Source organism: Micromonospora sp. NPDC047620 (assembly GCF_043205005.1).
Taxonomy (GTDB): domain Bacteria; phylum Actinomycetota; class Actinomycetes; order Mycobacteriales; family Micromonosporaceae; genus Micromonospora.
This window is the reverse complement of the sequence record NZ_JBIDDG010000002.1, coordinates 301,253-323,950: the sequence shown is the minus strand read 5'-3', so window position 1 is coordinate 323,950 and position 22,698 is coordinate 301,253. Positions and strand designations below refer to the sequence as shown.

General features: G+C 69.7%; 20 protein-coding genes and 3 tRNA genes. 22 read left to right on the top strand and 1 reads right to left on the bottom strand.

Annotation, left to right across the window (positions count from 1 at the left end):
- The first annotated feature begins 59 nt into the window (after window positions 1-59).
- From ACGF5C_RS03875 to rplL, 19 genes are all read left to right on the top strand, one after another.
- Window positions 60-599, top strand: a complete 540-nt coding sequence (locus ACGF5C_RS03875) for a hypothetical protein (RefSeq protein WP_393296379.1) — start codon at window positions 60-62, stop codon at window positions 597-599.
- 399 nt (window positions 600-998) lie between these two features.
- On the top strand, window positions 999-1,694 hold the full coding sequence (locus tag ACGF5C_RS03870; protein ID WP_393296377.1) for a hypothetical protein: 696 nt from the start codon (window positions 999-1,001) through the stop codon (window positions 1,692-1,694).
- 494 nt (window positions 1,695-2,188) lie between these two features.
- A complete protein-coding gene (locus ACGF5C_RS03865; protein WP_393296375.1) occupies window positions 2,189-3,370 on the top strand; it encodes a low temperature requirement protein A in 1,182 nt (393 codons plus the stop codon).
- A 659-nt stretch (window positions 3,371-4,029) separates the two neighbouring features.
- Window positions 4,030-4,170: a hypothetical protein gene (locus ACGF5C_RS03860; protein WP_350711563.1), complete on the top strand. Its 141-nt coding sequence runs from the start codon at window positions 4,030-4,032 to the stop codon at window positions 4,168-4,170.
- Between the two features lie 51 nt (window positions 4,171-4,221).
- The gene (locus tag ACGF5C_RS03855) at window positions 4,222-6,750 is read left to right on the top strand and encodes a putative bifunctional diguanylate cyclase/phosphodiesterase (RefSeq protein WP_393296373.1); all 2,529 of its coding nucleotides are present in this window, start codon (window positions 4,222-4,224) and stop codon (window positions 6,748-6,750) included.
- Window positions 6,751-6,846: 96 nt separating this feature from the next.
- Window positions 6,847-6,919, top strand: a tRNA-Thr gene (locus ACGF5C_RS03850).
- A 25-nt stretch (window positions 6,920-6,944) separates the two neighbouring features.
- A tRNA-Met gene (locus ACGF5C_RS03845) sits at window positions 6,945-7,017 on the top strand.
- A gap of 132 nt (window positions 7,018-7,149) precedes the next feature.
- Window positions 7,150-7,317 (top strand): 50S ribosomal protein L33, encoded by a 168-nt coding sequence (rpmG, locus tag ACGF5C_RS03840; protein ID WP_013288652.1) that lies wholly within the window; start codon window positions 7,150-7,152, stop codon window positions 7,315-7,317.
- Between the two features lie 125 nt (window positions 7,318-7,442).
- Window positions 7,443-7,889, top strand: coding sequence for a MaoC family dehydratase N-terminal domain-containing protein (locus tag ACGF5C_RS03835; RefSeq protein ID WP_393296371.1), 447 nt, complete (start codon window positions 7,443-7,445; stop codon window positions 7,887-7,889).
- 1 nt (window position 7,890) lies between these two features.
- Complete coding sequence (locus ACGF5C_RS03830) at window positions 7,891-8,283, top strand: MaoC family dehydratase (protein ID WP_350681617.1); 393 nt, start codon at window positions 7,891-7,893, stop codon at window positions 8,281-8,283.
- A 126-nt stretch (window positions 8,284-8,409) separates the two neighbouring features.
- A tRNA-Trp gene (locus ACGF5C_RS03825) sits at window positions 8,410-8,482 on the top strand.
- 212 nt (window positions 8,483-8,694) lie between these two features.
- Window positions 8,695-9,087, top strand: coding sequence for a preprotein translocase subunit SecE (secE, locus tag ACGF5C_RS03820; protein ID WP_350681616.1), 393 nt, complete (start codon window positions 8,695-8,697; stop codon window positions 9,085-9,087).
- Between the two features lie 38 nt (window positions 9,088-9,125).
- Window positions 9,126-9,848, top strand: a complete 723-nt coding sequence (gene nusG / locus ACGF5C_RS03815; protein WP_393296369.1) for a transcription termination/antitermination protein NusG — start codon at window positions 9,126-9,128, stop codon at window positions 9,846-9,848.
- Between the two features lie 184 nt (window positions 9,849-10,032).
- Window positions 10,033-10,464, top strand: a complete 432-nt coding sequence (rplK, locus tag ACGF5C_RS03810; RefSeq protein WP_350711556.1) for a 50S ribosomal protein L11 — start codon at window positions 10,033-10,035, stop codon at window positions 10,462-10,464.
- Window positions 10,465-10,544: 80 nt separating this feature from the next.
- Window positions 10,545-11,261 carry a 50S ribosomal protein L1 gene (gene rplA / locus ACGF5C_RS03805; protein WP_357692560.1) on the top strand — a complete coding sequence of 239 codons (717 nt, stop codon included), beginning with the start codon at window positions 10,545-10,547 and terminating at the stop codon, window positions 11,259-11,261.
- A gap of 77 nt (window positions 11,262-11,338) precedes the next feature.
- Entirely contained in the window at window positions 11,339-12,172 is an 834-nt protein-coding gene (locus tag ACGF5C_RS03800) for an ATP-binding cassette domain-containing protein (protein ID WP_393296366.1), read from the top strand.
- Window positions 12,169-12,858 carry a hypothetical protein gene (locus ACGF5C_RS03795; RefSeq protein ID WP_393296364.1) on the top strand — a complete coding sequence of 230 codons (690 nt, stop codon included), beginning with the start codon at window positions 12,169-12,171 and terminating at the stop codon, window positions 12,856-12,858. The genes ACGF5C_RS03800 and ACGF5C_RS03795 overlap by 4 nt, the downstream gene beginning before the upstream one ends.
- Before the next feature lie 341 nt (window positions 12,859-13,199).
- Entirely contained in the window at window positions 13,200-13,745 is a 546-nt protein-coding gene (gene rplJ, locus ACGF5C_RS03790) for a 50S ribosomal protein L10 (RefSeq protein WP_091102532.1), read from the top strand.
- A 54-nt stretch (window positions 13,746-13,799) separates the two neighbouring features.
- On the top strand, window positions 13,800-14,183 hold the full coding sequence (rplL, locus tag ACGF5C_RS03785) for a 50S ribosomal protein L7/L12 (RefSeq protein WP_393296362.1): 384 nt from the start codon (window positions 13,800-13,802) through the stop codon (window positions 14,181-14,183).
- Window positions 14,184-14,235: 52 nt separating this feature from the next.
- Here the strand turns inward: rplL and ACGF5C_RS03780 are convergent, their stop codons facing one another.
- Window positions 14,236-14,427, bottom strand: a complete 192-nt coding sequence (locus tag ACGF5C_RS03780) for a hypothetical protein (RefSeq protein ID WP_393296360.1) — start codon at window positions 14,425-14,427, stop codon at window positions 14,236-14,238.
- A 326-nt stretch (window positions 14,428-14,753) separates the two neighbouring features.
- On the opposite strand from ACGF5C_RS03780, the gene ACGF5C_RS03775 reads away from it, so the two are divergent.
- From ACGF5C_RS03775 to ACGF5C_RS03765, 3 genes are all read left to right on the top strand, one after another.
- Entirely contained in the window at window positions 14,754-18,185 is a 3,432-nt protein-coding gene (locus ACGF5C_RS03775; RefSeq protein WP_393296358.1) for a DNA-directed RNA polymerase subunit beta, read from the top strand.
- An 80-nt stretch (window positions 18,186-18,265) separates the two neighbouring features.
- Window positions 18,266-22,153 carry a DNA-directed RNA polymerase subunit beta' gene (locus ACGF5C_RS03770; protein ID WP_393296356.1) on the top strand — a complete coding sequence of 1,296 codons (3,888 nt, stop codon included), beginning with the start codon at window positions 18,266-18,268 and terminating at the stop codon, window positions 22,151-22,153.
- A 99-nt stretch (window positions 22,154-22,252) separates the two neighbouring features.
- On the top strand, window positions 22,253-22,624 hold the full coding sequence (locus ACGF5C_RS03765; RefSeq protein WP_357692544.1) for a hypothetical protein: 372 nt from the start codon (window positions 22,253-22,255) through the stop codon (window positions 22,622-22,624).
- Window positions 22,625-22,698 lie beyond the last annotated feature (74 nt).

Below are 22,698 nucleotides of genomic sequence, written 5' to 3'. Positions count from 1 at the left end.
TGCCCGCAGGGCTGAGCCTGGTGGGACAGAAGGCATGACTGAAGGGACAATGGAGCTTCGTGGCTGATCCGATGAATTTCCTGGCTGGTCCGAGGAATCTTCAGCGTGACATTGAGCGGCAGGCGCGCGAGCGTGAGCAGTGGCGCATCGAGTCCGAACGGATGATGGAAGACCTTGCCGAGTCCGTAGCCGCGAGGGAAGCTGAGGAGGCGGAGCGCCACGAGCGGGCTGAGCAACGTGAAACGGAACTCCTGAAGTGGAACGCTGCCTTGGCGCAGCAGTTCGCGGACTTCGTGTCGAAGGTCGAGCACGACCGGGCTGACGACCAGCAACGACTTGAGCGCGCCGAGCAGAGAGAGCTTGAGGCTCTCGGGGTGGCCAAGGACAGCCGGCGTGTGGCTTGGATCTCGGCGGTGGTTGCGATCTTTGCTCTACTGGTCGCGATCGTCGCGATCGTTGTGCCCCTGGTCTGGTCCTCTGGACAGGGAAACGTTCCGGCGGTGGCGCCTTCCGTTTCGGTGCCTGCGCCCACCGCTTCTCCTACCTCGTCGGATGAGGCTGGGATGCCGTCTGATTCGCCGTTGCCCTCGGCGTCGTGAGAGCTCGGGCGAACCTGGCGGGCGTGGGCAGATGGTGGGCGGCTGACCGTTTCGTTGCTGCCCCGACGAGCAAAACGCCAGGTGACAGACGCTGAGTCGGCCAAGATTCCGGACGCCCTGTAAATCCGTCGCGAAAGCTACAGAGGTTCGAATCCTCTACCCGCCACCAGGCAGCGACACGGCCTCTGACCTGCGTAAACGTGGATCAGGGGCCTTTGTCGTTGACTGCCGTTGTTGACCGCCGTTGCGCCTGATCGACCGGCCCATTGGGCACGTATCGGGCACGCAGGCCGGCCTGAGGGCTGGAAAGATCGCGTGCATGATCTCCCTCCCTCAACCTGACGACCTGGTGTCCCTGGTGTTGGTCACGGGCCTTCCCGAGCCGGCCGGGGTGGTTCGGTGAATCCCAACAAGGCGGCTCCTCGGGTTGTGGCGGAGGAGGATCTGGCCGGCTTCACAGCGGGCCAGTGTGTGGGGGTGATGAAAGCCCTCACGGTGATCCTGACCCTGCCCCAGTCAGCCGCCGACCACGTCGACGCGCTCGTGGTAGCCACCGGTCAGGGCGAGGAATGGCGTCTCACTCATGCGATCCGCAACTGGGAGGCGAACCCAGCGCTTCGCTACCTTCTGGTGGCGAATGGGAATCCGGATGAAGAGACCTACGTCGAGATCACGCTCGACTACCTGCGGAGCCTCGGCCTTCGTCGCACCAATGGTGTCTTCCTCCAAGCCGACCCGGCCCCCAACACCGGCTTGCAGGCCGCATGGATCGTCAACCAGGTCCAAGCCCGCAGGATCGCCAGTCTCGCGCTCGCTGTCTCCCCGTACCACCTGGCCCGCGTCTACCTCACGGTCCTCAAAGCCTTCACCAGGACTGGACTTCGCCTCCCCATGATCCCGCTTCCCGTGGCCGTCCCCCCTGACACATCCGTCCCGGAAACTGGAGCGACCGCCTACGACCTCGTACCCGGCGAGATCAAGCGCATCCTCAACTACATGGACAACGGATGGGTCGCCACGCCGGAGGAAGTGCAGCAGTACCTACAGTGGCTTTGGAGCCATCACAAAGCCCTTCTCGTCACCGGCCCGGTCTGAGGCAGTCGTAGACCGTCCGGCCTCCCTGCGGAAGGTGGCCGACAGTCTGCTCCCATCCCCCGGATAGGTGCCAAGGACTGCGGCGCCCGGTCGGGGTCGAGGGTGGCCGTAGGCCATCGGCGCGCCGACGCGCAGCGCCCTTGACGCCGGCCGGGTGGCGTAGAGGATCGGGGCACCCGGGGGATGGCTCACGCCCTGGTCCTGATCGTCCTCGAACCGCGGACAGTGCCCGCGTGACTCGGAGGCAAGCAACTCTGCTGCGCGGCAGCGATCGCCCCGCCCTCGACGGAGAGCAACACCGATGGCGATCGTCCCGCCTCAGCCAGTCGTCGCCCATTCGTACGAGATCCTGGTCGGGCCAGGAGTCGTTGCCGGTCACCGGTGTGCGGCTTCCCTCCGGGTGTACGACGTCCAACCCCCGGTGAGCCGGGCGGGTGGCGGTGAGTATGAGCGGTATGGGACATCCGGAAGGCGGTGGACAAGGTCAGGACCTGTTGCAACGTCGCGAGGACGTGCGGCAGGCCAACTTCCTGGAACTGTTCGTCGACCTGGTGTTGGTGTTCGCCCTGGCCGGGGTGGTCAGCCGCGTCGCGCGGGACATCGTCAGCGAAGACGCTGTCGTCCGGTGGCGGTCGATGGCCTTCCTGCTGGTGCTGTCGCTGCCGCTGATCTGGTTGTGGATCACGACCGCGCACATCACCAGCTGGTTCGACCCCCGCCGCCGCAAGATCCAGTGGATTGTGCTGGCCAGTGCCTTCGGGCTGCTGGTCATGTCGACCTCGCTCCCGTACGCGTTCGTGGGCCGCGGGTGGGCGTTCGCGCTGCCGTACGTGATCCTGCAGCTCGGCCGGCCGCTCATCCTGATGCCCGCGCTGCGCGGGCACCCCCTTCGGCAGCTCTACCTCCGGTCAGTGCTGTGGTACGCGGCCACGGCGGTGATCTGGCTCGCCGGCGCGGCCGTCAGTGGCGGTACCCGGGCCGCCCTGTGGGGGATCGCCGTGACCATCGACATCGTCGCCGGGCAGCTGCGCTGGCCGGTGCCGGGGATGGCCCGGCCAGCGCAGGTCAGTGCGTGGGCCATGGACAGCCGCCATCACCTGCCCGAGCGCTACCAACAGTTCCTGATGATCGCCCTCGGGGAAACCGTCCTCGCCGTCGGCACCACGCTGACCAACCAGCCGGTCACCGCGACGGCCGCCGCGGGGCTCGTGGTGGCGTTCCTGTCGACGGTGCTGCTGTGGCGCATCTACTTCTACCGCTCCGGCCAGATCCTCGCCGAAGCCGTCGCCGCGGCGGGGGACCGGTATGCCGCCGGCCACGCCACCGGCACTGCCCACGTCGTCATGGTGACGGGCATCGTCGCCACCGCCGTCGGCTTCGAGATCGTACTGAAACACCCGGACGGCCGGCCCGAGCCGGTGTGGCTCGTCGCGATCCTCGGCGGTCCAGCACTGTTCCTCTACGGCCGCATCCGTCTGGAACGCATCGTGTTCGACCGACTTTCCATCCGCCGCGTCGTCGCCATCGCCGCCCTGGCGGTCGCCGCCGTCCCCCTGTATTTCGCCCCACCGCTGGCCGCTGCGGTCGTGGCCGCGCTCGTGCTGCTCGCCGTCGCCCTCGCCGACGCCCGCCACGCCGCTGGCCATCCCCCCGAGGCGCCCTCCCCGGCACACTAGGTCGACCTACGTCATGCGGCGGCCTCGCTCTGGCTGGATGTCGGCGTCCGTCGGCGGCGGTTGCCCGGCGTCTGGGGCACGGCATCGCTGTGCTGCGCGGGCGTCGGCCACCGCGCCGCCCCAGCCCGAAGCTTCGGGTCTACGCCAACTGCATCGACGGGGAGACGATGCACATCCGGACGGCCGGCGAAGCGCGTGCGGCGCCGGACGGAAGGCGCTCACTCCCGCGGTCCCGTTCGTGACCGGCTTGTCCGAATCCGCCGCTCCGGCCGCATTGCCCTCCACCGATCGGACGCATGGTGTCTCGACACTGGTGCGACGGCGCAGACCGGGTATGGTGGTCGATGCCCTGGGCGCGTGTCCGGATGGGTGGTGCGGCCTCCCGGGCGACTGATGGGTGGTTCCGTACGGTCGACCGGCCCCTGCCGGCCGGCCGCCGAGCGGAATGCGCCGAAGGTCGTATTCGGCACTGTGCGAAGTGGGTGGTGGCCGTCGCAGGCTCGTGATCTGGCCTGCTGCGACGAGAATGGCGGTCCGAACGGCGGAACGTCACCGACGCTCGGGCCGGCGGCAGGCGCACGGCTTTTCTGGGTACCTGCCTTGTGGCACGATCGTGGAACCTCCACCATCCCCGTGACACTTCCCCGACAGGAGCAAACATGTCTGGTCGAAGGCTGGGCCGGCTGCTTGGCTCGTTTTTCGTACTCGCCGCTGTGGCTGGTGGCGTCTTCGTCGGTGACGCCTCGAACGTCGGCGACGCCCAGTTGTTGGATTTCGTCTGGAACATGCCCAAGCTCTGACGAACCACCACGTCGATGATGTGAGCCGGCGCGGCCGGTGAGGGGAGCGGCATGGCGGGTCGAGGCCGCACCGGTCCCCGCTCGACGGAGTACGCCTGGCTGATCACCGGGCCGTTGGCGATGCTCGCGGTCGTCTGCGCCACGGTCGTCGGCCTGGTCGCCCCGGAACCGTTCGGCGAATGGCCACTGGCAGTGCTGCTGCTGGTGGCCATGGTGGCTGCCGGCATGCCGGTGCTGAACTTCACGGTCCGGCGGCAGTCCATCGGGATGACGCTCAACGAGATCCCGCTCGTCCTGGCGTTCTTCCTCGTCCGGCCGCTCACGGTCGTCGCCATCTACACGCTCTCGGCGATCATCACCCACCTGCGGCACCCCTCCACCGCCACGAAGTTCTGGTTCAACGTGGCCCGGGCCGCCGCCGGCTCGTCGCTGGCCGTCCTGGTGCTCCAGGCGTTCCCACCGGTGCAGGGCGTGGGTCCGGCCACCTGGCTGACCCTGTTCGTCGCGGCGAGCATGGTGAACCTGGTGAGCCTCACCGCGATCGCCGGGGTGCACACGCTGCTCCAGGGCTGGCAGGCCGGGCGCGAGGTCTTCCGGAAGTCCCCGCCGGGACTGCTGGCTGCGGCGATCAACATCGCCTGCGGGATGATCGTCCTGATCCTCATCGCGGCCACCTGGTGGTCGTTGCTGCTGCTGGCGGTCCTGGTCGCCGCGCTGGCGCTCGTCTACCGGGCGTACGCCCAGTTCTTCCGGCAGCACCGCACGCTCGCCGACATGTACGAACTGAGCCGCGCGGTGAGCGAGAGCGGTCAGTACGGCACCCTGCCCGACGCCCTCCTCGGGCGGGTACGGGCCCTGATGCAGGCCGAGTACGCCACCCTCTGGTTGCCCGCCCAGGGCCGGCATCCGGAGGTGCTGCTCACCGCGCGCAACGACGACCCGGGCCTGCTCGACTTCGCCAAGACGCCGGCCGCGCTGCGCGAACGCGCCCGCGACGAGGGCCGTACGGTGGCCGTCGGGCGGGGCCTGATGACCGACGGCGACCTGCGCGCGGCGCTGTCGGCGGAGCGCGTCAAGGACGTGATCGTCATCCCGTTGCGATCCGGCCAGGCGGTCATCGGGACGCTGGAGGTTGCCAACCGCCTCGGTGACAGCAACCACTTCGTCCGCACCGACGTGCCCCTGTTCGAGACGGTGGCGGCGCACGCTGCGGTGGCGTTGGAGAATTCCCGGCTGGTCGACCGGCTGCGGCACGACGCGTACCACGACGCGCTGACCAAGCTGCCCAACCGGCGGCGGATCACCGGCGCGCTGGACGAGGCGGTCAAGATCCGGGCGCCCGGCGAGGTGGTGGCGCTGCTGCTGTTCGACGTCGACCGGCTGCGGCAGGTCAACGAGTCCCTGGGGCACGCGGCCGGCGACAAGGTCCTCGCCGAGGTCGCCGACCGGCTGCGCGCCTGCGCCCCGTCGTCGGCCCTGGTCGGCCGGGCCGGCGGGGACGAGTTCCTGGTCACGCTGCGGCTGGAGAGCGCCGAGGCGGCGGCGGAGCTGGCCGCGCAGTTGCGCGAGCAGATCCGCGACGAGATGGTCTTCGACGCCCTCACCCTGGACGTGGACACGGCGGTCGGCGTCGCCGTACACCCGGATCACGGCAGCGACGCCGCCTCCCTGCTGCAACGGGTGGACCTGGCGGCGACGGCGGCCAAGTCCGTGCCGGGCAGCGTGCAACTGTTCAGCCCGGCGCTGGAGTCCCGGTCGCTGCGGCGGCTGGGCCTCGCCGGTGACCTGCGGCGGGCGCTGGACGACGGCGAGCTGAAGGTCTACTTCCAGCCGAAGGTGACGCTGCGGGACCGCCGGCTGGTCGGCGTGGAGTGCCTGGCCCGGTGGGAGCACCCGGCCCACGGGTCGGTCGCCCCGGAGGACTTCGTCGCGGTGGCCGAGCACACCGGCCAGCTCGGCCGGTTCACCGAGATCGTCCTCCGCGAGGGGCTGCGGCGCAGCCGGGACTGGTCGCACGCCGGCCAGCCGCTCTCCGTCGCGGTCAACCTCTCCGCCCGTACGCTCACCGACCAGCACTTCCCGGCCCGCGTGCAGGAGCTGCTCGACGAGTACGGCGTACCGCCGCAACGGCTCACGCTGGAGATCAAGGAGGCCGGGGTGCTGGACGGCACCGACCGGCCCATCCCGACGCTGCGGCGGCTGCGGGACCTCGGCGTACGGCTGTCGGTGGACGACTTCGGCACGGGGGATTCGTCCCTGGCGCACCTGCGCCGGCTGCCCGTGCACGAGGTGAAGGTCGACCGCTCCTTCGTGCAGGGCATGGCGACGGATCCGGGCGACCTGGCGATCGTGAACGCCGTGGTCACTCTCTCCCAGCAGTTCGGCCTGGCCGTGGTCGCCGAGGGTGTGGAGAGCGAGCTGACCCTGGAGCTGCTCCAGGACATCGGCTGCGAGATCGGCCAGGGCTTCCTGTTCAGCCGGCCACTGCCGTACGAGCGGCTGGAGGCCTGGTTCGGCGCCCAGGTGGATCCGGAGACGATCTCCGCCGGGGAGCTGCCCCGGCTGCGTGTCGTGCCCTGAGCTGTGGAAATGCGGCTCTGGGGGATCCGATTTCATCTCCGCCGCGCGGCCGTGTAATGTATCCCCTGCGCGTCACCCCCCGGGGAGATCGCGCAGGCCCCCTTAGCTCAGTCGGCAGAGCGTCTCCATGGTAAGGAGAAGGTCTACGGTTCGATTCCGTAAGGGGGCTCAGAGGGTCCGGCTGGACCCGCCACGGCGGTGTAGCTCAGATGGCAGAGCAAGCGGCTCATAATCGCTGTGTCGCCGGTTCAAGTCCGGCCACCGCTACTCTCGTCCACCGGGCTCGATCCCGGTGGCCGGTGGGATGGGCGCCATAGGCGCCCACTTTGCATGTCCGCGTGGTCAGCGCGTAGGCTGATGCGCCGTAGTTGTTATCCGTAGCGAGGAAGGCACTCCGCCGTGGCGAAGGCGACCGATGTCCGGCCGAAGATCACTTTGGCGTGTGTGGAGTGCAAGGAGCGCAACTACATCACGCGCAAGAACCGTCGTAACGACCCGGACCGCATCGAGCTGAAGAAGTTCTGCCCGCGGGACGGCAAGCACACGGTCCACCGCGAGACCCGCTGACCCACGGCCGGCTCCGCCGGCCCGGTCCCCGCACTTCCCGATCGCCGGTCCGTCAGGACGGCGCGGCTCCGGCCGTCGCCGCCCCGTACGGATCGGCGATCTTGTTTTGCGTGTAGGTTCGCGGCATGTCCCTGGACCCGTCCTTCGTCGGCCGGACGTACCCGCCGACCGCCCCCTACCAGGTGGGCCGAGAAAAGATCCGTGAGTTCGCGACGGCGATCGGCGCCGCCGACCCGGCCCACCACGACCCGGAGGCCGCCCGCGCGCTCGGCCACCCGGACGTGGTCGCCCCGCCGACCTTCCCCGTGGTGGTCAGCATGGCCGCCAGCCAGCAGATCATCGACGACCCGGCCCTCGGCGTGGACTACAGCCGGGTCGTCCACGGCGACCAGCGCTTCGCCTACACCCGTCCGGTGGTGGCGGGAGACGAACTGGTCTGCGTCTGCGTCATCGAGGACGTCAGCAGCCGCGGCGGGCACGACTTCCTGACCACCCGCACCGAGGTCGGCACGCCGGCCGGGGAGCCGGTGGTGACCGTCTGGTCGAAGCTCGTCGTACGCGGGGAGGGCTGAGATGGAGCTGCCAGCCAAGACGTTCCGGGTGACGCGCGCGGACCTGGTCCGCTACGCCGGCGCCTCGGGGGACTTCAACCCGATCCACTGGAGCGACCGGTTCGCCACCAAGGTGGGTCTGCCCGGCGTGATCGCCCACGGCATGTTCACCATGGCGCTGGTCGGCCGCGCGCTGACGGAGTGGGCCGGCAGGCCGGACGCGGTGGTCGACTACAACGTCCGCTTCACTCGGCCGGTGGTCGTCCCGGACGACGACGAGGGCACCGAGATCGAGGTCACGGCGGTCGTCCGGGAGGTCACCGAGGAGGGCCTGACCAGGCTCGACGTGACCGCGACCTGCCGGGGGGAGAAGGTGCTCTCGCAGGCCCGGGCGACCGTCCGGACGGCCCGCTGACCAGGCCCGCGACGCGCGATAGGCAGACCGGTTGGGAAAGTCGTGCGACTACCCGTACACTGGTCCGCCGTGGGGCAAGTGACCCCTGCACGGTCCTGTGACCGGGCGGGGTGAGCGTTGCCGCACAGGGGTGTAGCTCAATTGGCAGAGCAGCGGTCTCCAAAACCGCAGGCTGCAGGTTCAAGTCCTGTCACCCCTGCGCCTCAGGCCTGACCGTTCCCGTGGGTCGCGCCGCCGTAGGGCGGCGTCCGGCCCGTGGTGGTGGTATCGGCGGGGTGGTTCCGAGGCATTCGGGTCCGTCCGGCCGGTCCACCGGCCGCGGCCCGTCGCGGGACGGTTGGTCCGGCCGGCGTGACCAAGCGCTGCGCACGCCCACCGCGTGCGACCCGACATCCCGCGACGGAGGGCGAAGTGGCCGACAAGAAGCGGCGCGGCGAGGACGCCGGCGACGACCGTCTGCACGACGAGGTCGTCGACGACGTGGCCGACGACGACGCCACCGACGCCGAGGAACCGGTCTCCCGGGGCGGCACCGCGACGCGGTCGCGGGCGAAGGCCGAGTCGGCCGACAGCCGGCCCAAGACCAAGACGGACACCGATCGCGTGGGTCTGTTCGGCCGCATCGCCCGATTCATCCGCGAGGTCGTGGCCGAGCTGCGTAAGGTCATCTGGCCGACCCGCAAGGAGCTGCTGACCTACACGGCCGTGGTGGTCGCCTTCGTCACGGTGATGCTGACGATCGTGGCCGGCCTGGACTTCGCCTTCGCGAAGGGCGTGCTGTGGGTCTTCGGCAACCCCAGCTGACCGGCCGACTGAGCCGATAGTGACGGAAGTGAGCGAGCGTGCCTGAGTACGACGAGACCGCCGAGACCACGGACGAGCAGTCCACGGTGGCGACGGCGGCTGGTGACGAGTCGGTCGAGGCCGCCAGCGAGCCGGAGTTCCCCACCACCGAGCCCGCCCCGGACGAGGACTTCGACCCGGTCGCCGAGCTGCGGCAGAAGCTGCGCTACGCGCCGGGCGACTGGTACGTGGTGCACTCGTATGCCGGCTACGAGAACAAGGTCAAGACCAACCTCGAGACCCGGATCACGAGCCTCGACATGGAGGACTACATCTACCAGGTCGAGGTGCCGACCCGGGAAGAGGTCGAGGTCAAGAACGGGAAGCGGTCGCAGGTGCAGGCCAAGGTCTTCCCGGGCTACATCCTGGTCCGGATGGAGCTGACCGCGGAGTCCTACTCCTGCGTGCGCAACACGCCGGGCGTGACCGGCTTCGTGGGCGCGACGGACCGGGCCGACCGCCCGGCCCCGCTCTCCCTCGACGAGGTGCTGAAGTGGCTGGCGCCGGCCGTCGAGACCGAGCAGAAGAAGGCCAAGCCCGAGATCAAGGTCCTCGACTTCGAGGTCGGCGACTCGGTCACCGTCACCGACGGTGCCTTCGCCTCGCTGCCGGCGACGATCAGCGAGATCAACGCCGACCAGCAGAAGCTCAAGGTGCTCGTGTCGATCTTCGGCCGCGAGACGCCGGTGGAGCTCAACTTCAACCAGGTCGCCAAGATCTGAGGTCCCGGTCGCCGGCGGTGGGCAGCAGTCCGCCGCCGGCGTACTCGTTCCACCCGCCCGTGCGACCTCGGCGGGAGGGGCGGCGGGACGCTGCGCTACCCTAGAACGTCGCCGCTGTCGCATCGCGCTGACCGTGCGCGCCCGCGGCCGGCACCTTTCCCAGTTCCAAGCCCCAGGAAGAGACATGCCTCCGAAGAAGAAGCTCGTCAAGACTTTCACGCTTCAGCTGCCGGCGGGCCAGGCCACCCCGGCGCCGCCGGTCGGCCCCGCGCTCGGCCAGCACGGCGTGAACATCATGGAGTTCTGCAAGTCCTACAACGCGCAGACCGAGTCCCAGCGGGGCGACATCGTCCCCGCCGAGATCAGCGTCTACGAGGACCGCAGCTTCACGTTCGTGCTGAAGACCCCGCCCGCCGCCCGGCTGCTGATCAAGGCCGCCGGCGTGCAGAAGGGCTCGGGCGTCCCGCACAAGGAGAAGGTCGGCTCGGTCACCCGTGCCCAGGTGCGCGAGATCGCCGAGAAGAAGATGGCCGACCTCAACGCCAACGACGTCGACCAGGCCGAGAAGATCATCGCCGGCACCGCCCGGTCGATGGGCCTCAACGTCACCGACTGACCCCGGTCACCCCCAGATCCAGTTCGTGGGAGGGCGCGCGGACGCCGCGGCCCGCCATAGACCACAGGAGTTACCAGACCATGCAGCGCAGCAAGAGCTACCGCAAGGCCGCCGAGGTCATCGACCGGTCCAAGCTCTACACCCCCGCCGAGGCCGTGAAGCTGGCCAAGGAGACCACCAACGTCAAGTTCGACGCCACGGTCGAGGTCGCGATGCGCCTCGGCGTCGACCCCCGCAAGGCGGACCAGATGGTCCGCGGCACGGTCAACCTGCCGCACGGCACGGGTAAGACCGCCCGCGTGATCGTCTTCGCCGCCGGCGCGAAGGCCGAGGAGGCCGCCGCCGCCGGTGCGGACGAGGTGGGCACCGACGAGCTGGTCGCCCGGATCCAGGGTGGTTGGCTCGACTTCGACGCGGCGATCGCCACGCCGGACCAGATGGCCAAGATCGGCCGGATCGCGCGGATCCTGGGCCCGCGCGGTCTCATGCCGAACCCGAAGACCGGCACGGTGACCATGGACGTCACCAAGGCCGTCTCGGACATCAAGGGCGGCAAGATCACCTTCCGGGTGGACAAGCACTCCAACCTGCACCTGATCATCGGCAAGGCCTCGTTCTCCGAGACCCAGCTGATCGACAACTACGCGGCGGTCCTCGACGAGGTCCTGCGGGCCAAGCCGTCCGCCGCGAAGGGCAAGTACCTCAAGAAGGTCACCCTCACCACCACGATGGGCCCGGGCGTCCCGGTCGACCCGAACCTGGTGAAGAACCTGCAGGAGGGCTCGGCCGAGGGCTGAGCACCCGCACCCGTGACGGGGCGTCGCCACATCGTGGCGGCGCCCCGTTCCCTTTCCGCTGTGGCATGCTCGGCCGGGTGCGACTGGAGAACGTCTGGCTGCGGTACCGGCGGCGCGGGCCGTGGGTGCTGCGGGCGACGGATGTGCGGGTCGGTTCCGGTGAGGTCGTGGTCGTGCTCGGCCGCAACGGCGTGGGCAAGTCGACCCTGCTCCAGGTGGCGGCCGGGGTGCTGCGGCCGAGCCGGGGGCGCGTGATCGACCGGCCCCGACACGTCGGGTGGGTCCCGGAGCGTTTCCCGGCCGACCAGCCCTTCACCGTCGAGCGCTACCTCACCGCCATGGGTCGGGTCGCCGGCCTCGATTCGGCGGCGACGGGCCGGGCGGTCGACCACTGGACCAACCGGCTGGGCCTGGCCCGGTTCCGTCGGGTCCGACTGCCGGAGCTGTCCAAGGGCACCGCCCAGAAGGTCGGCCTGGCCCAGGCGATGCTGCGTACCCCCGGCCTGCTGGTGCTCGACGAGCCGTGGGAGGGCCTCGACGCCGCCACCCGGGAACTGGTGCCCGCGGTGATCGCCGAGGTGTTGGCAACGGGCGGGTCGGTGCTGGTCAGCGACCACCGCGGCGAGATCGCCCGGCTGCCCGACGCCCGCCGCTGGACGGTGGCCGACGGCACGGCCACCGAGGGCGCGCCACCGGCCGACGCGGCGATGGCGGTGGTCGAGGTCGCGGTGCCGGCCGCGCGTGTCGCCGGCACCGTCGCCCGGCTGCGCGCCGAGGGCCATCACGTCCTGCGCGTACGCCCCGAGGCGCCGGCCCCGTCCGACACGCCGGACGGGGTCGCGACCGCCGAGGGGACGGCGGAGGTCGGCGTGGCGGAGCCGACCGGTCTGGCCACCGGGGGAGCGCGGTGACCGCCCTGCTCCGGCTGCGGCTCGCCGGCTTCCTGCGGACGGGGCGGGCGTTGGCGCCGCTGCTCGCGGGCCTGGTGGCCCTCGGCGTCCTCTACGGCGGCGGCCGGGCCCAGCCGGGAGAGGCGTACGGCGTCTCGGCGGTGGTGTTCTTCCCGGTGCTGGCCTGGCAGACCAAGGTGCTGCTGGACGTGGAGCCCGACGTGCAGCGCCGGTTGGCCCAGGCGCTGGTCGGGGTGCGCCGGGAGCGGCTGGCCGGCCTGCTCGCCGCCGGCGTGGCCGGGCTCGGCACGGTGCTCGTCGCGCTGGTCTTCCCCTGGCTGGTCGGCGGGGTCGCCGGCCCCGTGGGGCCGGACGACCGCTCGGTGCCCCTCGGCATCGCCGTCGGCCTGTGGGCGCACCTGCTGGCTGTGCCCGCCGCGGTGGCGCTCGGGGCGCTGGCCAGCCGTGCCTGCGCGGGCAGCGCCGGCTACGGCGTCGCGGTGCTGGCGCTCGGCGGGGTCGGCGCGGTCGCCCTCGGCCTGAGCGGCTCGGTGGCGCCGTGGCTGGCGCCGCCGGTGATGGCGACCGCGCGGGCCGCCGCCGGTGACCTGGCCGCGCCGACCGTGGCGCTGCTGACCGGCTGGGCCGCGGCGTGGAGCGCGAGCGCCGGGGCGGCCTACCTGTGGCGGCGTCGCACCCGGCCCTGACCGGCGGCCCGCTCCCGGGGTCCCATCGGAGGGGTGACGTGGTGCACCCGGGGGCGATTTGGTGGTCAGGGCACTCTTCGCGTAACCTTGGCGCGAAGTTCCACCCAGAGACCGCTGGTCACCGTGCCCCGGCACGGTCGAAGGTCCCGCGACGACGGGCGACCCGCGCAGGGCGGTAAGCGAAAATCGGTGCTGAGCACGGTCCGCCGACTGTGCCCGTGTCCCGGACCTCGCCCCGTGCGCCCTGCGCCGGGGCTTTCTCGTTCTCGTGATGCCTCCGCTCCCGTCGAAAGCTCCGGCCGACGACGGTGACCAGCCTCGAGCAACGAGAGAGGAGGGACATGGCGGACAAGCCGATCCGGGCCGACAAGGCCACGGCCGTCGCTGAGCTGACCGAGAGCTTCCGCAACGCGGGTGCCACGGTGCTGACCGAGTACCGCGGTCTGACGGTTTCCCAGCTCACCCAGCTGCGGCGCTCGCTCGGTAAGGAGACCAGCTACACGGTCGCGAAGAACACGCTCGCGAAGCGTGCCGCGTCCGACGCTGGCATCTCCGGTCTCGACGAGATGTTCACCGGTCCTACCGCGCTGACTTTCGTTTCGGGCGACGTCGTCGAGGCGGCGAAGGGCCTTCGCGACTTCGCGAAGGCCAACCCGAAGCTCGTCATCAAGGGCGGTGTCTTCGAGGGCAAGGCCATTTCCGCGGCCGAGGTCACGAAGCTCGCCGACCTGGAGTCCCGTGAGGTGCTGCTGGCCAAGCTGGCCGGCGCGATGAAGGGCAACCTGAGCAAGGCCGCGGCCCTGTTCCAGGCTCCGCTCTCCAAGGCCGCCCGTGCGGCGGCCGCTCTGGCGGACAAGCGCGAGAAGGAGGGCGCCGAGGCGGCCTGAGGCCCCGCGGCGCACCCAGTTCTTACCTAACAGATTCAGGAAAGGACGCCAGACATGGCGAAGCTCAGCACCGACGAGCTGCTCGACGCGTTCAAGGAGATGACGCTGATCGAGCTCTCCGAGTTCGTGAAGCAGTTCGAGGAGACCTTCGAGGTCACCGCCGCGGCTCCGGTCGCCGTTGCCGCCGCCGCCCCGGGTGCGGCTCCGGCCGAGGCCGAGCCGGAGAAGGACGAGTTCGACGTCATCCTCGAGGCTGACGGCGGCAAGAAGATCCAGGTCATCAAGGTCGTGCGCGAGCTGACCGGCCTGGGCCTCAAGGAGGCCAAGGACCTGGTCGAGGCCGCTCCGAAGGCCGTCCTGGAGAAGGCCAACAAGGAGACCGCCGAGAAGGCCAAGGCCAAGCTTGAGGGCGAGGGCGCCAAGGTCACCCTCAAGTGACCTGAGGTCGACCAGGCGCGCGTCCGGCTCACGTGAGCCGGGGCACACCGCGTCACGGCGGGCGGTGATCCGACAGTGGATCGCCGCCCGCCGTCTTGGTGGCCCGGCGCAGCGCGGTGAGCAGGGCGTCCACGCCTGGCGTCGGCGCGTACGCGGTGTGTGGCGGTAGCCCGTGGGTGGGAAAGACGGGGCGACCCGGATGCCGGCCCTTGACGCGGCCCCGGGCCGACAGGCACGCTGACACCAGCAAGACCTTCCGCGCTTGCAACGGCCACCACTTGGGTAATGGCAGCGGCAGCACCATCGGCCGCGACACCTGAGCGGCCCGGCAGGAACGTCGCGTTCCGAGCGGCCCGGTGAGACCCGGTTTCAGGGGGTCCCGAGGCGCGTTCCGCGACGACCTGCGGGGTGGGCTGGACAGCGGTTAGCCTCTCGGCTACACTGCTAGTTTGCGCTGCCTTCCGACTTGACCCCTGCTCGGAAATGTCCGTTTACGGATAATTCTGGCGGGGTCATTGGAGTGCACGCGTACCAGCCGTTCTGCAGCACCGGTCCTCGGAAGGACGCATCTTGGCAGCTTCCCGCCCTGCGAAGACCAGTCGTACGTCGAGCGCATTCGCTCCCCGCCGAGTCTCATTCGGCAGGATCACCGAACACCTCGAGGTCCCCAACCTCCTCGCCATCCAGAACGAGTCCTTCGACTGGCTCGTCGGCAACGAGGCTTGGCAGGGCCGGTCGGCGGACGACCCGCACGCACGCTCGGGTCTCGCGGAGATCCTCGACGAGATCAGTCCCATTGAGGACTTCTCCGGCACCATGTCGCTCTCCTTCTCGGCTCCGCGCTTCGACGAGGTCAAGGCCTCGATCGAGGAGTGCAAGGAGAAGGACCTGACCTACTGCGCCCCGCTGTTCGTGACCGCGGAGTTCACCAACAACACCACCGGCGAGATCAAGAGCCAGACGGTGTTCATGGGTGACTTCCCGATGATGACGCCGAAGGGCACCTTCATCATCAACGGCACCGAGCGCGTCGTGGTCAGCCAGCTCGTCCGGTCCCCGGGCGTCTACTTCGACAAGCAGCCGGACAAGACCTCCGACCGCGACCTCTCCAGCGTCAAGGTCATCCCCAGCCGGGGTGCCTGGCTGGAGTTCGACATCGACAAGCGCGAGACGGTCGGCGTTCGCATCGACCGCAAGCGCCGGCAGGCCGTCACGGTGCTGCTCAAGGCCATCGGTTGGTCGGCCGAGCGGATCCGCGAGCGGTTCGGCTGGTCCGAGCTGATGATGACCACGCTCGAGAAGGACCACATCGCCGGCCAGGACGAGGCGCTTCTCGACATCTACCGGAAGCTCCGCCCTGGCGAGCCGCCGACCCGCGAGAACGCCCAGACCCTGCTCGACAACCTCTTCTTCAACCCGAAGCGGTACGACGTCGCCAAGGTCGGTCGTTACAAGTTCAACAAGAAGCTCGAGCTGGACGTGCCGATCACCACCGGCACGCTGACCGAGGACGACATCGTCGCCACCGTGGAGTACCTCTGCCGGCTGCACGCCGGTGAGGAGGGCTACGAGGCCGACGACATCGACCACTTCGGCAACCGGCGCCTGCGTACGGTGGGCGAGCTGATCCAGAACCAGGTCCGGGTCGGGCTGTCCCGGATGGAGCGGGTCGTCCGCGAGCGGATGACCACCCAGGACGTCGAGGCGATCACGCCGCAGACCCTGATCAACATCCGCCCGGTCGTGGCGGCGATCAAGGAGTTCTTCGGCACCTCGCAGCTGTCCCAGTTCATGGACCAGACGAACCCGCTGGCGGGCCTGACCCACCGGCGTCGGCTGAGCGCGCTCGGCCCGGGTGGTCTGTCCCGGGAGCGGGCCGGCTTCGAGGTCCGCGACGTGCACCCGTCCCACTACGGCCGGATGTGCCCGATCGAGACGCCGGAAGGCCCGAACATCGGCCTGATCGGCGCGCTGTCCACCTTCGCCCGGGTCAACCCGTTCGGCTTCATCGAGACGCCGTACCGGAAGGTCGTCGACGGTCGGGTCACCGACCAGATCGACTACCTGACCGCGGACGAGGAGGACCGGTTCGTCAAGGCGCAGGCCAACGCGCCGCTGACGGCCGACGGGTCGTTCGCCGAGGATCGCGTCCTGGTCCGCCGTAAGGGCGGCGAGACCGAGGACGTCCCGCCGGCGGCCGTGGACTACATGGACGTGTCGCCGCGGCAGATGACCTCGGTCGCGACCGCGATGATCCCGTTCCTCGAGCACGACGACGCCAACCGGGCGCTCATGGGCGCGAACATGCAGCGCCAGGCGGTGCCGCTGGTCAAGGCCGAGTCGCCGCTGGTCGGCACCGGCATGGAATACCGTGCCGCGGTCGACGCCGGTGACGTGGTGGTCGCCGAGGTCGGTGGCGTCATCGAGGACCTCTGCGCCGACTACATCACCATCCACCAGGACGACGGCCACCGCCGCACGTACCTGCTGCACAAGTTCCGCCGCTCCAACGCCGGCTCCTGCGTCAACCAGAAGCCGGTGGTCTTCGAGGGCGACCGCGTCGAGGCCGGCCAGGTCATCGCCGACGGTCCGTGCACCGACGAGGGCGAGATGGCGCTCGGGCGCAACCTGCTCGTGGCGTTCATGACCTGGGAGGGGCACAACTACGAGGACGCGATCATCCTGTCGCAGCGTCTCGTGCAGCAGGACGTGCTCACCTCGATCCACATCGAGGAGCACGAGGTCGACGCCCGGGACACCAAGCTGGGCCCGGAGGAGATCACCCGCGACATCCCGAACGTCAGCGAGGAGATGCTCGCCGACCTCGACGAGCGCGGCATCATCCGGATCGGCGCCGAGGTCGTCCCCGGCGACATCCTGGTCGGAAAGGTCACGCCCAAGGGCGAGACCGAGCTGACCCCGGAGGAGCGGCTGCTCCGCGCGATCTTCGGTGAGAAGGCGCGCGAGGTCCGCGACACCTCGCTGAAGGTGCCGCACGGCGAGACCGGCACGGTCATCGGCGTGCGTACCTTCTCCCGCGAGGACGGCGACGAGCTGCCGCCGGGCGTCAACGAGCTGGTCCGGGTCTACGTCGCCCAGAAGCGGAAGATCCAGGACGGTGACAAGCTCGCCGGCCGCCACGGCAACAAGGGCGTCATCTCCAAGATCCTGCCGATCGAGGACATGCCGTTCCTGGAGGACGGCACGCCGGTCGACATCGTGCTCAACCCGCTGGGTGTGCCGAGCCGGATGAACATCGGCCAGGTGCTGGAGACCCACCTCGGCTGGGTGGCCAAGACGGGTTGGAAGGTCGAGGGCGACGACGCCGATTGGAAGCGCCAGCTCCGCTCGATCGAGGCCCACGAGTCCGAGGCGGACACGAACGTGGCCACCCCGGTCTTCGACGGCGCCCGTGAGGAGGAGATCTCCGGTCTGCTCGCGTCGACCCTGCCCAACCGGGACGGCAAGCAGCTGATCGGCTCCAGCGGCAAGGCGCGGCTGTTCGACGGCCGCTCCGGCGAGCCGCTGCCGGACCCGATCGCGGTTGGCTACATCTACATCCTGAAGCTCAACCACCTGGTCGACGACAAGATCCACGCCCGGTCGACCGGCCCGTACTCGATGATCACGCAGCAGCCGCTGGGTGGTAAGGCGCAGTTCGGTGGCCAGCGCTTCGGTGAGATGGAGTGCTGGGCGATGCAGGCGTACGGCGCCGCGTACGCCCTGCAGGAACTGCTGACGATCAAGTCCGACGACGTCCTCGGCCGGGTCAAGGTCTACGAGGCGATCGTCAAGGGCGAGAACATCCCCGAGCCGGGCATCCCCGAGTCGTTCAAGGTGCTGCTCAAGGAGCTGCAGTCGCTGTGCCTCAACGTCGAGGTGCTCTCCAGCGACGGTGTGGCCCTCGAGATGCGCGAGACCGACGACGAGGTGTTCCGGGCCGCGGAGGAGCTGGGCATCGACCTGTCCCGGCGCGAGCCGAGCTCGGTCGAAGAGGTCTGAGGTGAGCGGTCGGGGGCCGGCTCGCCGGCTCCCGACCCCACCCACTAGCTAGCAGTACAGACGACGACATAGGGGACATAGTGCTCGACGTCAACTTCTTCGACGAGCTGCGCATTGGCCTCGCCACCGCCGACGACATCCGTCAGTGGTCGCACGGCGAGGTCAAGAAGCCTGAAACGATCAACTACCGCACCCTGAAGCCGGAAAAGGACGGGCTCTTCTGCGAGAAGATCTTCGGTCCGCAGCGGGACTGGGAGTGCTACTGCGGTAAGTACAAGCGGGTCCGCTTCAAGGGCATCATCTGCGAGCGCTGCGGCGTCGAGGTGACCCGGTCGAAGGTCCGCCGCGAGCGCATGGGCCACATCGAGCTCGCCGCTCCGGTGACCCACATCTGGTACTTCAAGGGCGTGCCGAGCCGGCTGGGCTACCTGCTGGACCTCGCCCCCAAGGACCTCGAGAAGATCATCTACTTCGCCTCGTACGTCGTGACCAGCGTGGACGCCGAGGCGCGTCACCGCGACCTCTCGACGATCGAGAACGAGATCCTGGCCGAGAAGCGGCAGGCCGAGAACAGCCGCGACTCGGAGATCGAGAAGCGGGCCGCCAAGCTCGAGGCCGACCTGGCCGAGCTGGAGGCCGAGGGTGCCAAGGCGGACGTCCGGCGCAAGGTCAAGGAGGGCGGAGAGCGCGAGATGCGCCAGATCCGCGACCGGGCCCAGCGCGAGATCGACCGCCTGGACGAGGTGCTCGACACCTTCCGCAAGCTGGAGCCGAAGCAGCTCGTCACCGACGAACTGCTCTACCGCGAGCTGCGGGACCGGTTCGGCGAGTACTTCACCGGCGGCATGGGCGCCGAGGCCATCAAGGCGCTGGTCCAGAACATGGACCTCGACGCCGAGGCCGAGAGCCTGCGCGAGACCATCCGCTCCGGCAAGGGCCAGCGGAAGATCCGGGCGCTCAAGCGGCTCAAGGTCGTCGCGGCGTTCCTGAACACCCGCAACTCGCCGCTCGGCATGGTGCTGGACTGCGTCCCGGTCATCCCGCCGGACCTGCGCCCGATGGTGCAGCTCGACGGTGGCCGCTTCGCGACCTCCGACCTGAACGACCTGTACCGCCGCGTGATCAACCGGAACAACCGCCTCAAGCGGCTGATCGACCTCGGCGCGCCCGAGATCATCGTCAACAACGAGAAGCGGATGCTCCAGGAGGCCGTCGACGCGCTGTTCGACAACGGCCGTCGCGGCCGGCCGGTCACCGGCCCGGGCAACCGCCCGCTCAAGTCGCTGTCCGACATGCTCAAGGGCAAGCAGGGCCGGTTCCGCCAGAACCTGCTGGGCAAGCGCGTCGACTACTCCGGCCGTTCGGTCATCGTGGTCGGCCCGAAGCTCAAGCTGCACCAGTGCGGCCTGCCCAAGCAGATGGCGCTGGAGCTGTTCAAGCCGTTCGTGATGAAGCGGCTGGTGGACCTCAACCACGCGCAGAACATCAAGTCCGCCAAGCGGATGGTCGAGCGGCAGCGGCCGGTCGTGTGGGACGTGCTGGAAGAGGTCATCGGCGAGCACCCGGTCCTGCTGAACCGGGCGCCGACCCTGCACCGCCTGGGCATCCAGGCCTTCGAGCCGCAGCTGGTCGAGGGCAAGGCCATCCAGATCCACCCGCTGGTCTGCACCGCGTTCAACGCCGACTTCGACGGTGACCAGATGGCGGTGCACGTGCCGCTCTCCGCCGAGGCCCAGGCCGAGGCGCGGATCCTGATGCTGTCGTCGAACAACATCCTCAAGCCGGCCGACGGCAAGCCCGTCACCATGCCCACGCAGGACATGGTCATCGGCCTCTACCACCTCACCCACCTCACCGCCGGTGAGAAGGGCGAGGGCCGGGCGTTCAGCTCGGACGCCGAGGCCCGGATGGCCTTCGACAACGGCGAGCTGCACCTGCAGGCCCCGGTGAAGATCCGGCTGCGCGGCGTGGTCGGGGTCGACAACGGCGCCGGCGCCGAGCCGTGGACCGCCCCGGAGGGCTGGGTCGAGGGCGACCCGCTGACCGTGGAGACCACCCTCGGCCGGGTGCTGTTCAACGAGACGCTGCCGCAGGGCTACCGCTTCGTGAACTACGAGATCCGCAAGGGTCAGCTCTCCGCGATCGTCAACGACCTCGCCGAGCGCTTCCCCAAGGTGGCCCTCGCGGCCACCCTGGACGGGCTCAAGGAGGCCGGTTTCCACTGGGCCACCTGGTCCGGCGTGACGATCGGCATGGAGGACGTCATCGCTCCGCCGCGCAAGCGGGAGATCCTGGAGCGGTACGAGAAGGAAGCCGACCGGATCGACAAGCAGTACCAGCGTGGTCTGATGACCGCCGAGGAGCGCCGCGGCGAGCTCATCGAGATCTGGACCAAGGCGACCAACGAGGTCGCCAAGGAGATGGACACCGCGCTGCCGCAGGAGAACCCGCTGTGGAAGATGATCAACTCGGGTGCCCGCGGTAACCTCCTCCAGCTCCGGCAGATCGCGGCGATCCGTGGTCTGGTGGCCAACCCGAAGGGTGAGATCATCCCGCGGCCCATCAAGGCCAGCTACCGGGAGGGTCTCTCCGTGCTGGAGTACTTCATCTCCACGCACGGCGCCCGGAAGGGTCTCGCGGACACCGCCCTGCGTACCGCCGACTCGGGTTACCTGACCCGTCGTCTGGTGGACGTCTCGCAGGACGTCATCATCCGCGAGGAGGACTGCGGCACCGACCGCGCCATCCCGATGCAGATCGGCGAGCGGCTCGACGGCAAGCTCGTCGTGCACGAGCACGCCGAGACCAGCGTGCACGCCCGGACCCTGGCCGACGACATCAAGGGGCCGGACGGCACCGTCGTCGCCGAGCGGGGCCAGGACATCAACTCGATCCTGGTCGACAAGATCGTCGCCGCCGGGGTGGAGACGGTCCGCGTGCGCAGCGTGCTCACCTGCGAGTCGAAGCTGGGCGTCTGCGGTGCGTGCTACGGCCGCTCGCTGCCGACCGGCAAGACCGTGGACGTCGGCGAGGCGGTCGGCATCATCGCCGCCCAGTCGATCGGTGAGCCGGGTACGCAGCTGACGATGCGTACCTTCCACACCGGTGGTGTCGCGGGTGAGGACATCACCCAGGGTCTGCCCCGTGTCCAGGAGATCTTCGAGGCCCGGGTGCCGAAGGGCAAGGCGCCCATCGCCGACACCCCGGGTCGGATCCGGATCGAGGACGGCGAGCGGTCGCGGAAGATCATCGTGGTGCCGGACGACGGCAGCGACGAGATCGTCTACGACAAGATCTCCAAGCGGGTCCGGCTGCGGACCCACGACGGCGACCACGTCGAGGTCGGCGAGAAGCTCACCGAGGGCACCATCGACCCGCACGAGCTGCTGCGCATCCTCGGCCCGCGTGCGGTCCAGGTCCACCTGACCCAGGAGGTCCAGGAGGTCTACCGCTCGCAGGGTGTGCTCATCCACGACAAGCACATCGAGATCATCATCCGCCAGATGCTCAAGCGGGTGACGGTCATCGACTCCGGCTCGACCGAGTTCCTGCCGGGTGTGCTGGTCGACCGGGCGCTGTTCGAGTCGGAGAACCGCCGACTCGTCTCCGAGGGCGGCGAGCCCGCCGCCGGTCGCCCGGTGCTGATGGGTATCACCAAGGCCTCGCTGGCCACCGACTCCTGGCTCTCGGCGGCCTCCTTCCAGGAGACCACCCGGGTGCTGACCGACGCGGCGATCAACTCGCGCAGCGACTCGCTCGTCGGCCTCAAGGAGAACGTGATCATCGGTAAGCTCATCCCGGCCGGTACGGGCATCAGCAAGTACCGCAACGTCCGGGTCGAGCCGACCGAGGAGGCGAAGGCCAAGGTCTACTCGATGACCGGCTACCCGGAGACCGACTACGGCTTCGGGCCGGCCAGCGGCCAGGCGGTTCCGCTGGACGACTTCGACTTCGGGTCGTACCGCTAAACAGCACGGACGACGAGGCCCCCGGCAGCCGCCGGGGGCCTCGTCGTGTCCCGGGGATCGGCCGGCCCGATCCGGCGGGGCCGGGGCATGATGGAGGGCATGACGACCGCACCCGGGCAGGCGCCCGTCGCCCCGCCGGTGCCGCCGCGCCACCCGCTCGACCCGGACCCGGCCCGGGCCACCAAGGCGAAGGCGGTCTTCGCGCTGGGCCTGATCGGCGCGCTGACCGGCCTGTTCGTCGGCGGCGTGGTGCCCGCCACGGTGGCGCTCCAGCTCGCCCGGCAGGCGCGCCGCGAGGCGTACGCGTCGGGGGGCTTCCTGACCGGTGCGGCCTGGCTGCGCCAGGGGGAGCGGCTGGCCTGGACGGGCCTGGTCCTGGTCGCGGTCACCGTGGTGGCCGCGGTGGTGGTCGGGGTGGTCCGCCTCGCCGACGCGCCCTACGGGCAGGACTTCGCGCCGAACGTGGACTGACCGCCCGGGGGAACGGGTCCCGCCGGGAGTGGGCTGCCCGCCCGCCGGCGGTAGCCTGGCCCGGTGTCCGTCGC

What these genes read in the sequence shown, in the direction of transcription:
- rplL (WP_393296362.1), top strand. Translation starts at nt 13,800, where the DNA reads ATGGCGAAGCTCAGCACCGACGAGCTGCTCGACGCGTTCAAGGAGATG.
- ACGF5C_RS03835 (WP_393296371.1), top strand. Translation starts at nt 7,443, where the DNA reads ATGTCCCTGGACCCGTCCTTCGTCGGCCGGACGTACCCGCCGACCGCC.
- rplA (WP_357692560.1), top strand. Translation starts at nt 10,545, where the DNA reads ATGCAGCGCAGCAAGAGCTACCGCAAGGCCGCCGAGGTCATCGACCGG.
- rplK (WP_350711556.1), top strand. Translation starts at nt 10,033, where the DNA reads ATGCCTCCGAAGAAGAAGCTCGTCAAGACTTTCACGCTTCAGCTGCCG.
- ACGF5C_RS03830 (WP_350681617.1), top strand. Translation starts at nt 7,891, where the DNA reads ATGGAGCTGCCAGCCAAGACGTTCCGGGTGACGCGCGCGGACCTGGTC.
- ACGF5C_RS03860 (WP_350711563.1), top strand. Translation starts at nt 4,030, where the DNA reads ATGTCTGGTCGAAGGCTGGGCCGGCTGCTTGGCTCGTTTTTCGTACTC.
- rplJ (WP_091102532.1), top strand. Translation starts at nt 13,200, where the DNA reads ATGGCGGACAAGCCGATCCGGGCCGACAAGGCCACGGCCGTCGCTGAG.
- ACGF5C_RS03855 (WP_393296373.1), top strand. Translation starts at nt 4,222, where the DNA reads ATGGCGGGTCGAGGCCGCACCGGTCCCCGCTCGACGGAGTACGCCTGG.
- ACGF5C_RS03765 (WP_357692544.1), top strand. Translation starts at nt 22,253, where the DNA reads ATGACGACCGCACCCGGGCAGGCGCCCGTCGCCCCGCCGGTGCCGCCG.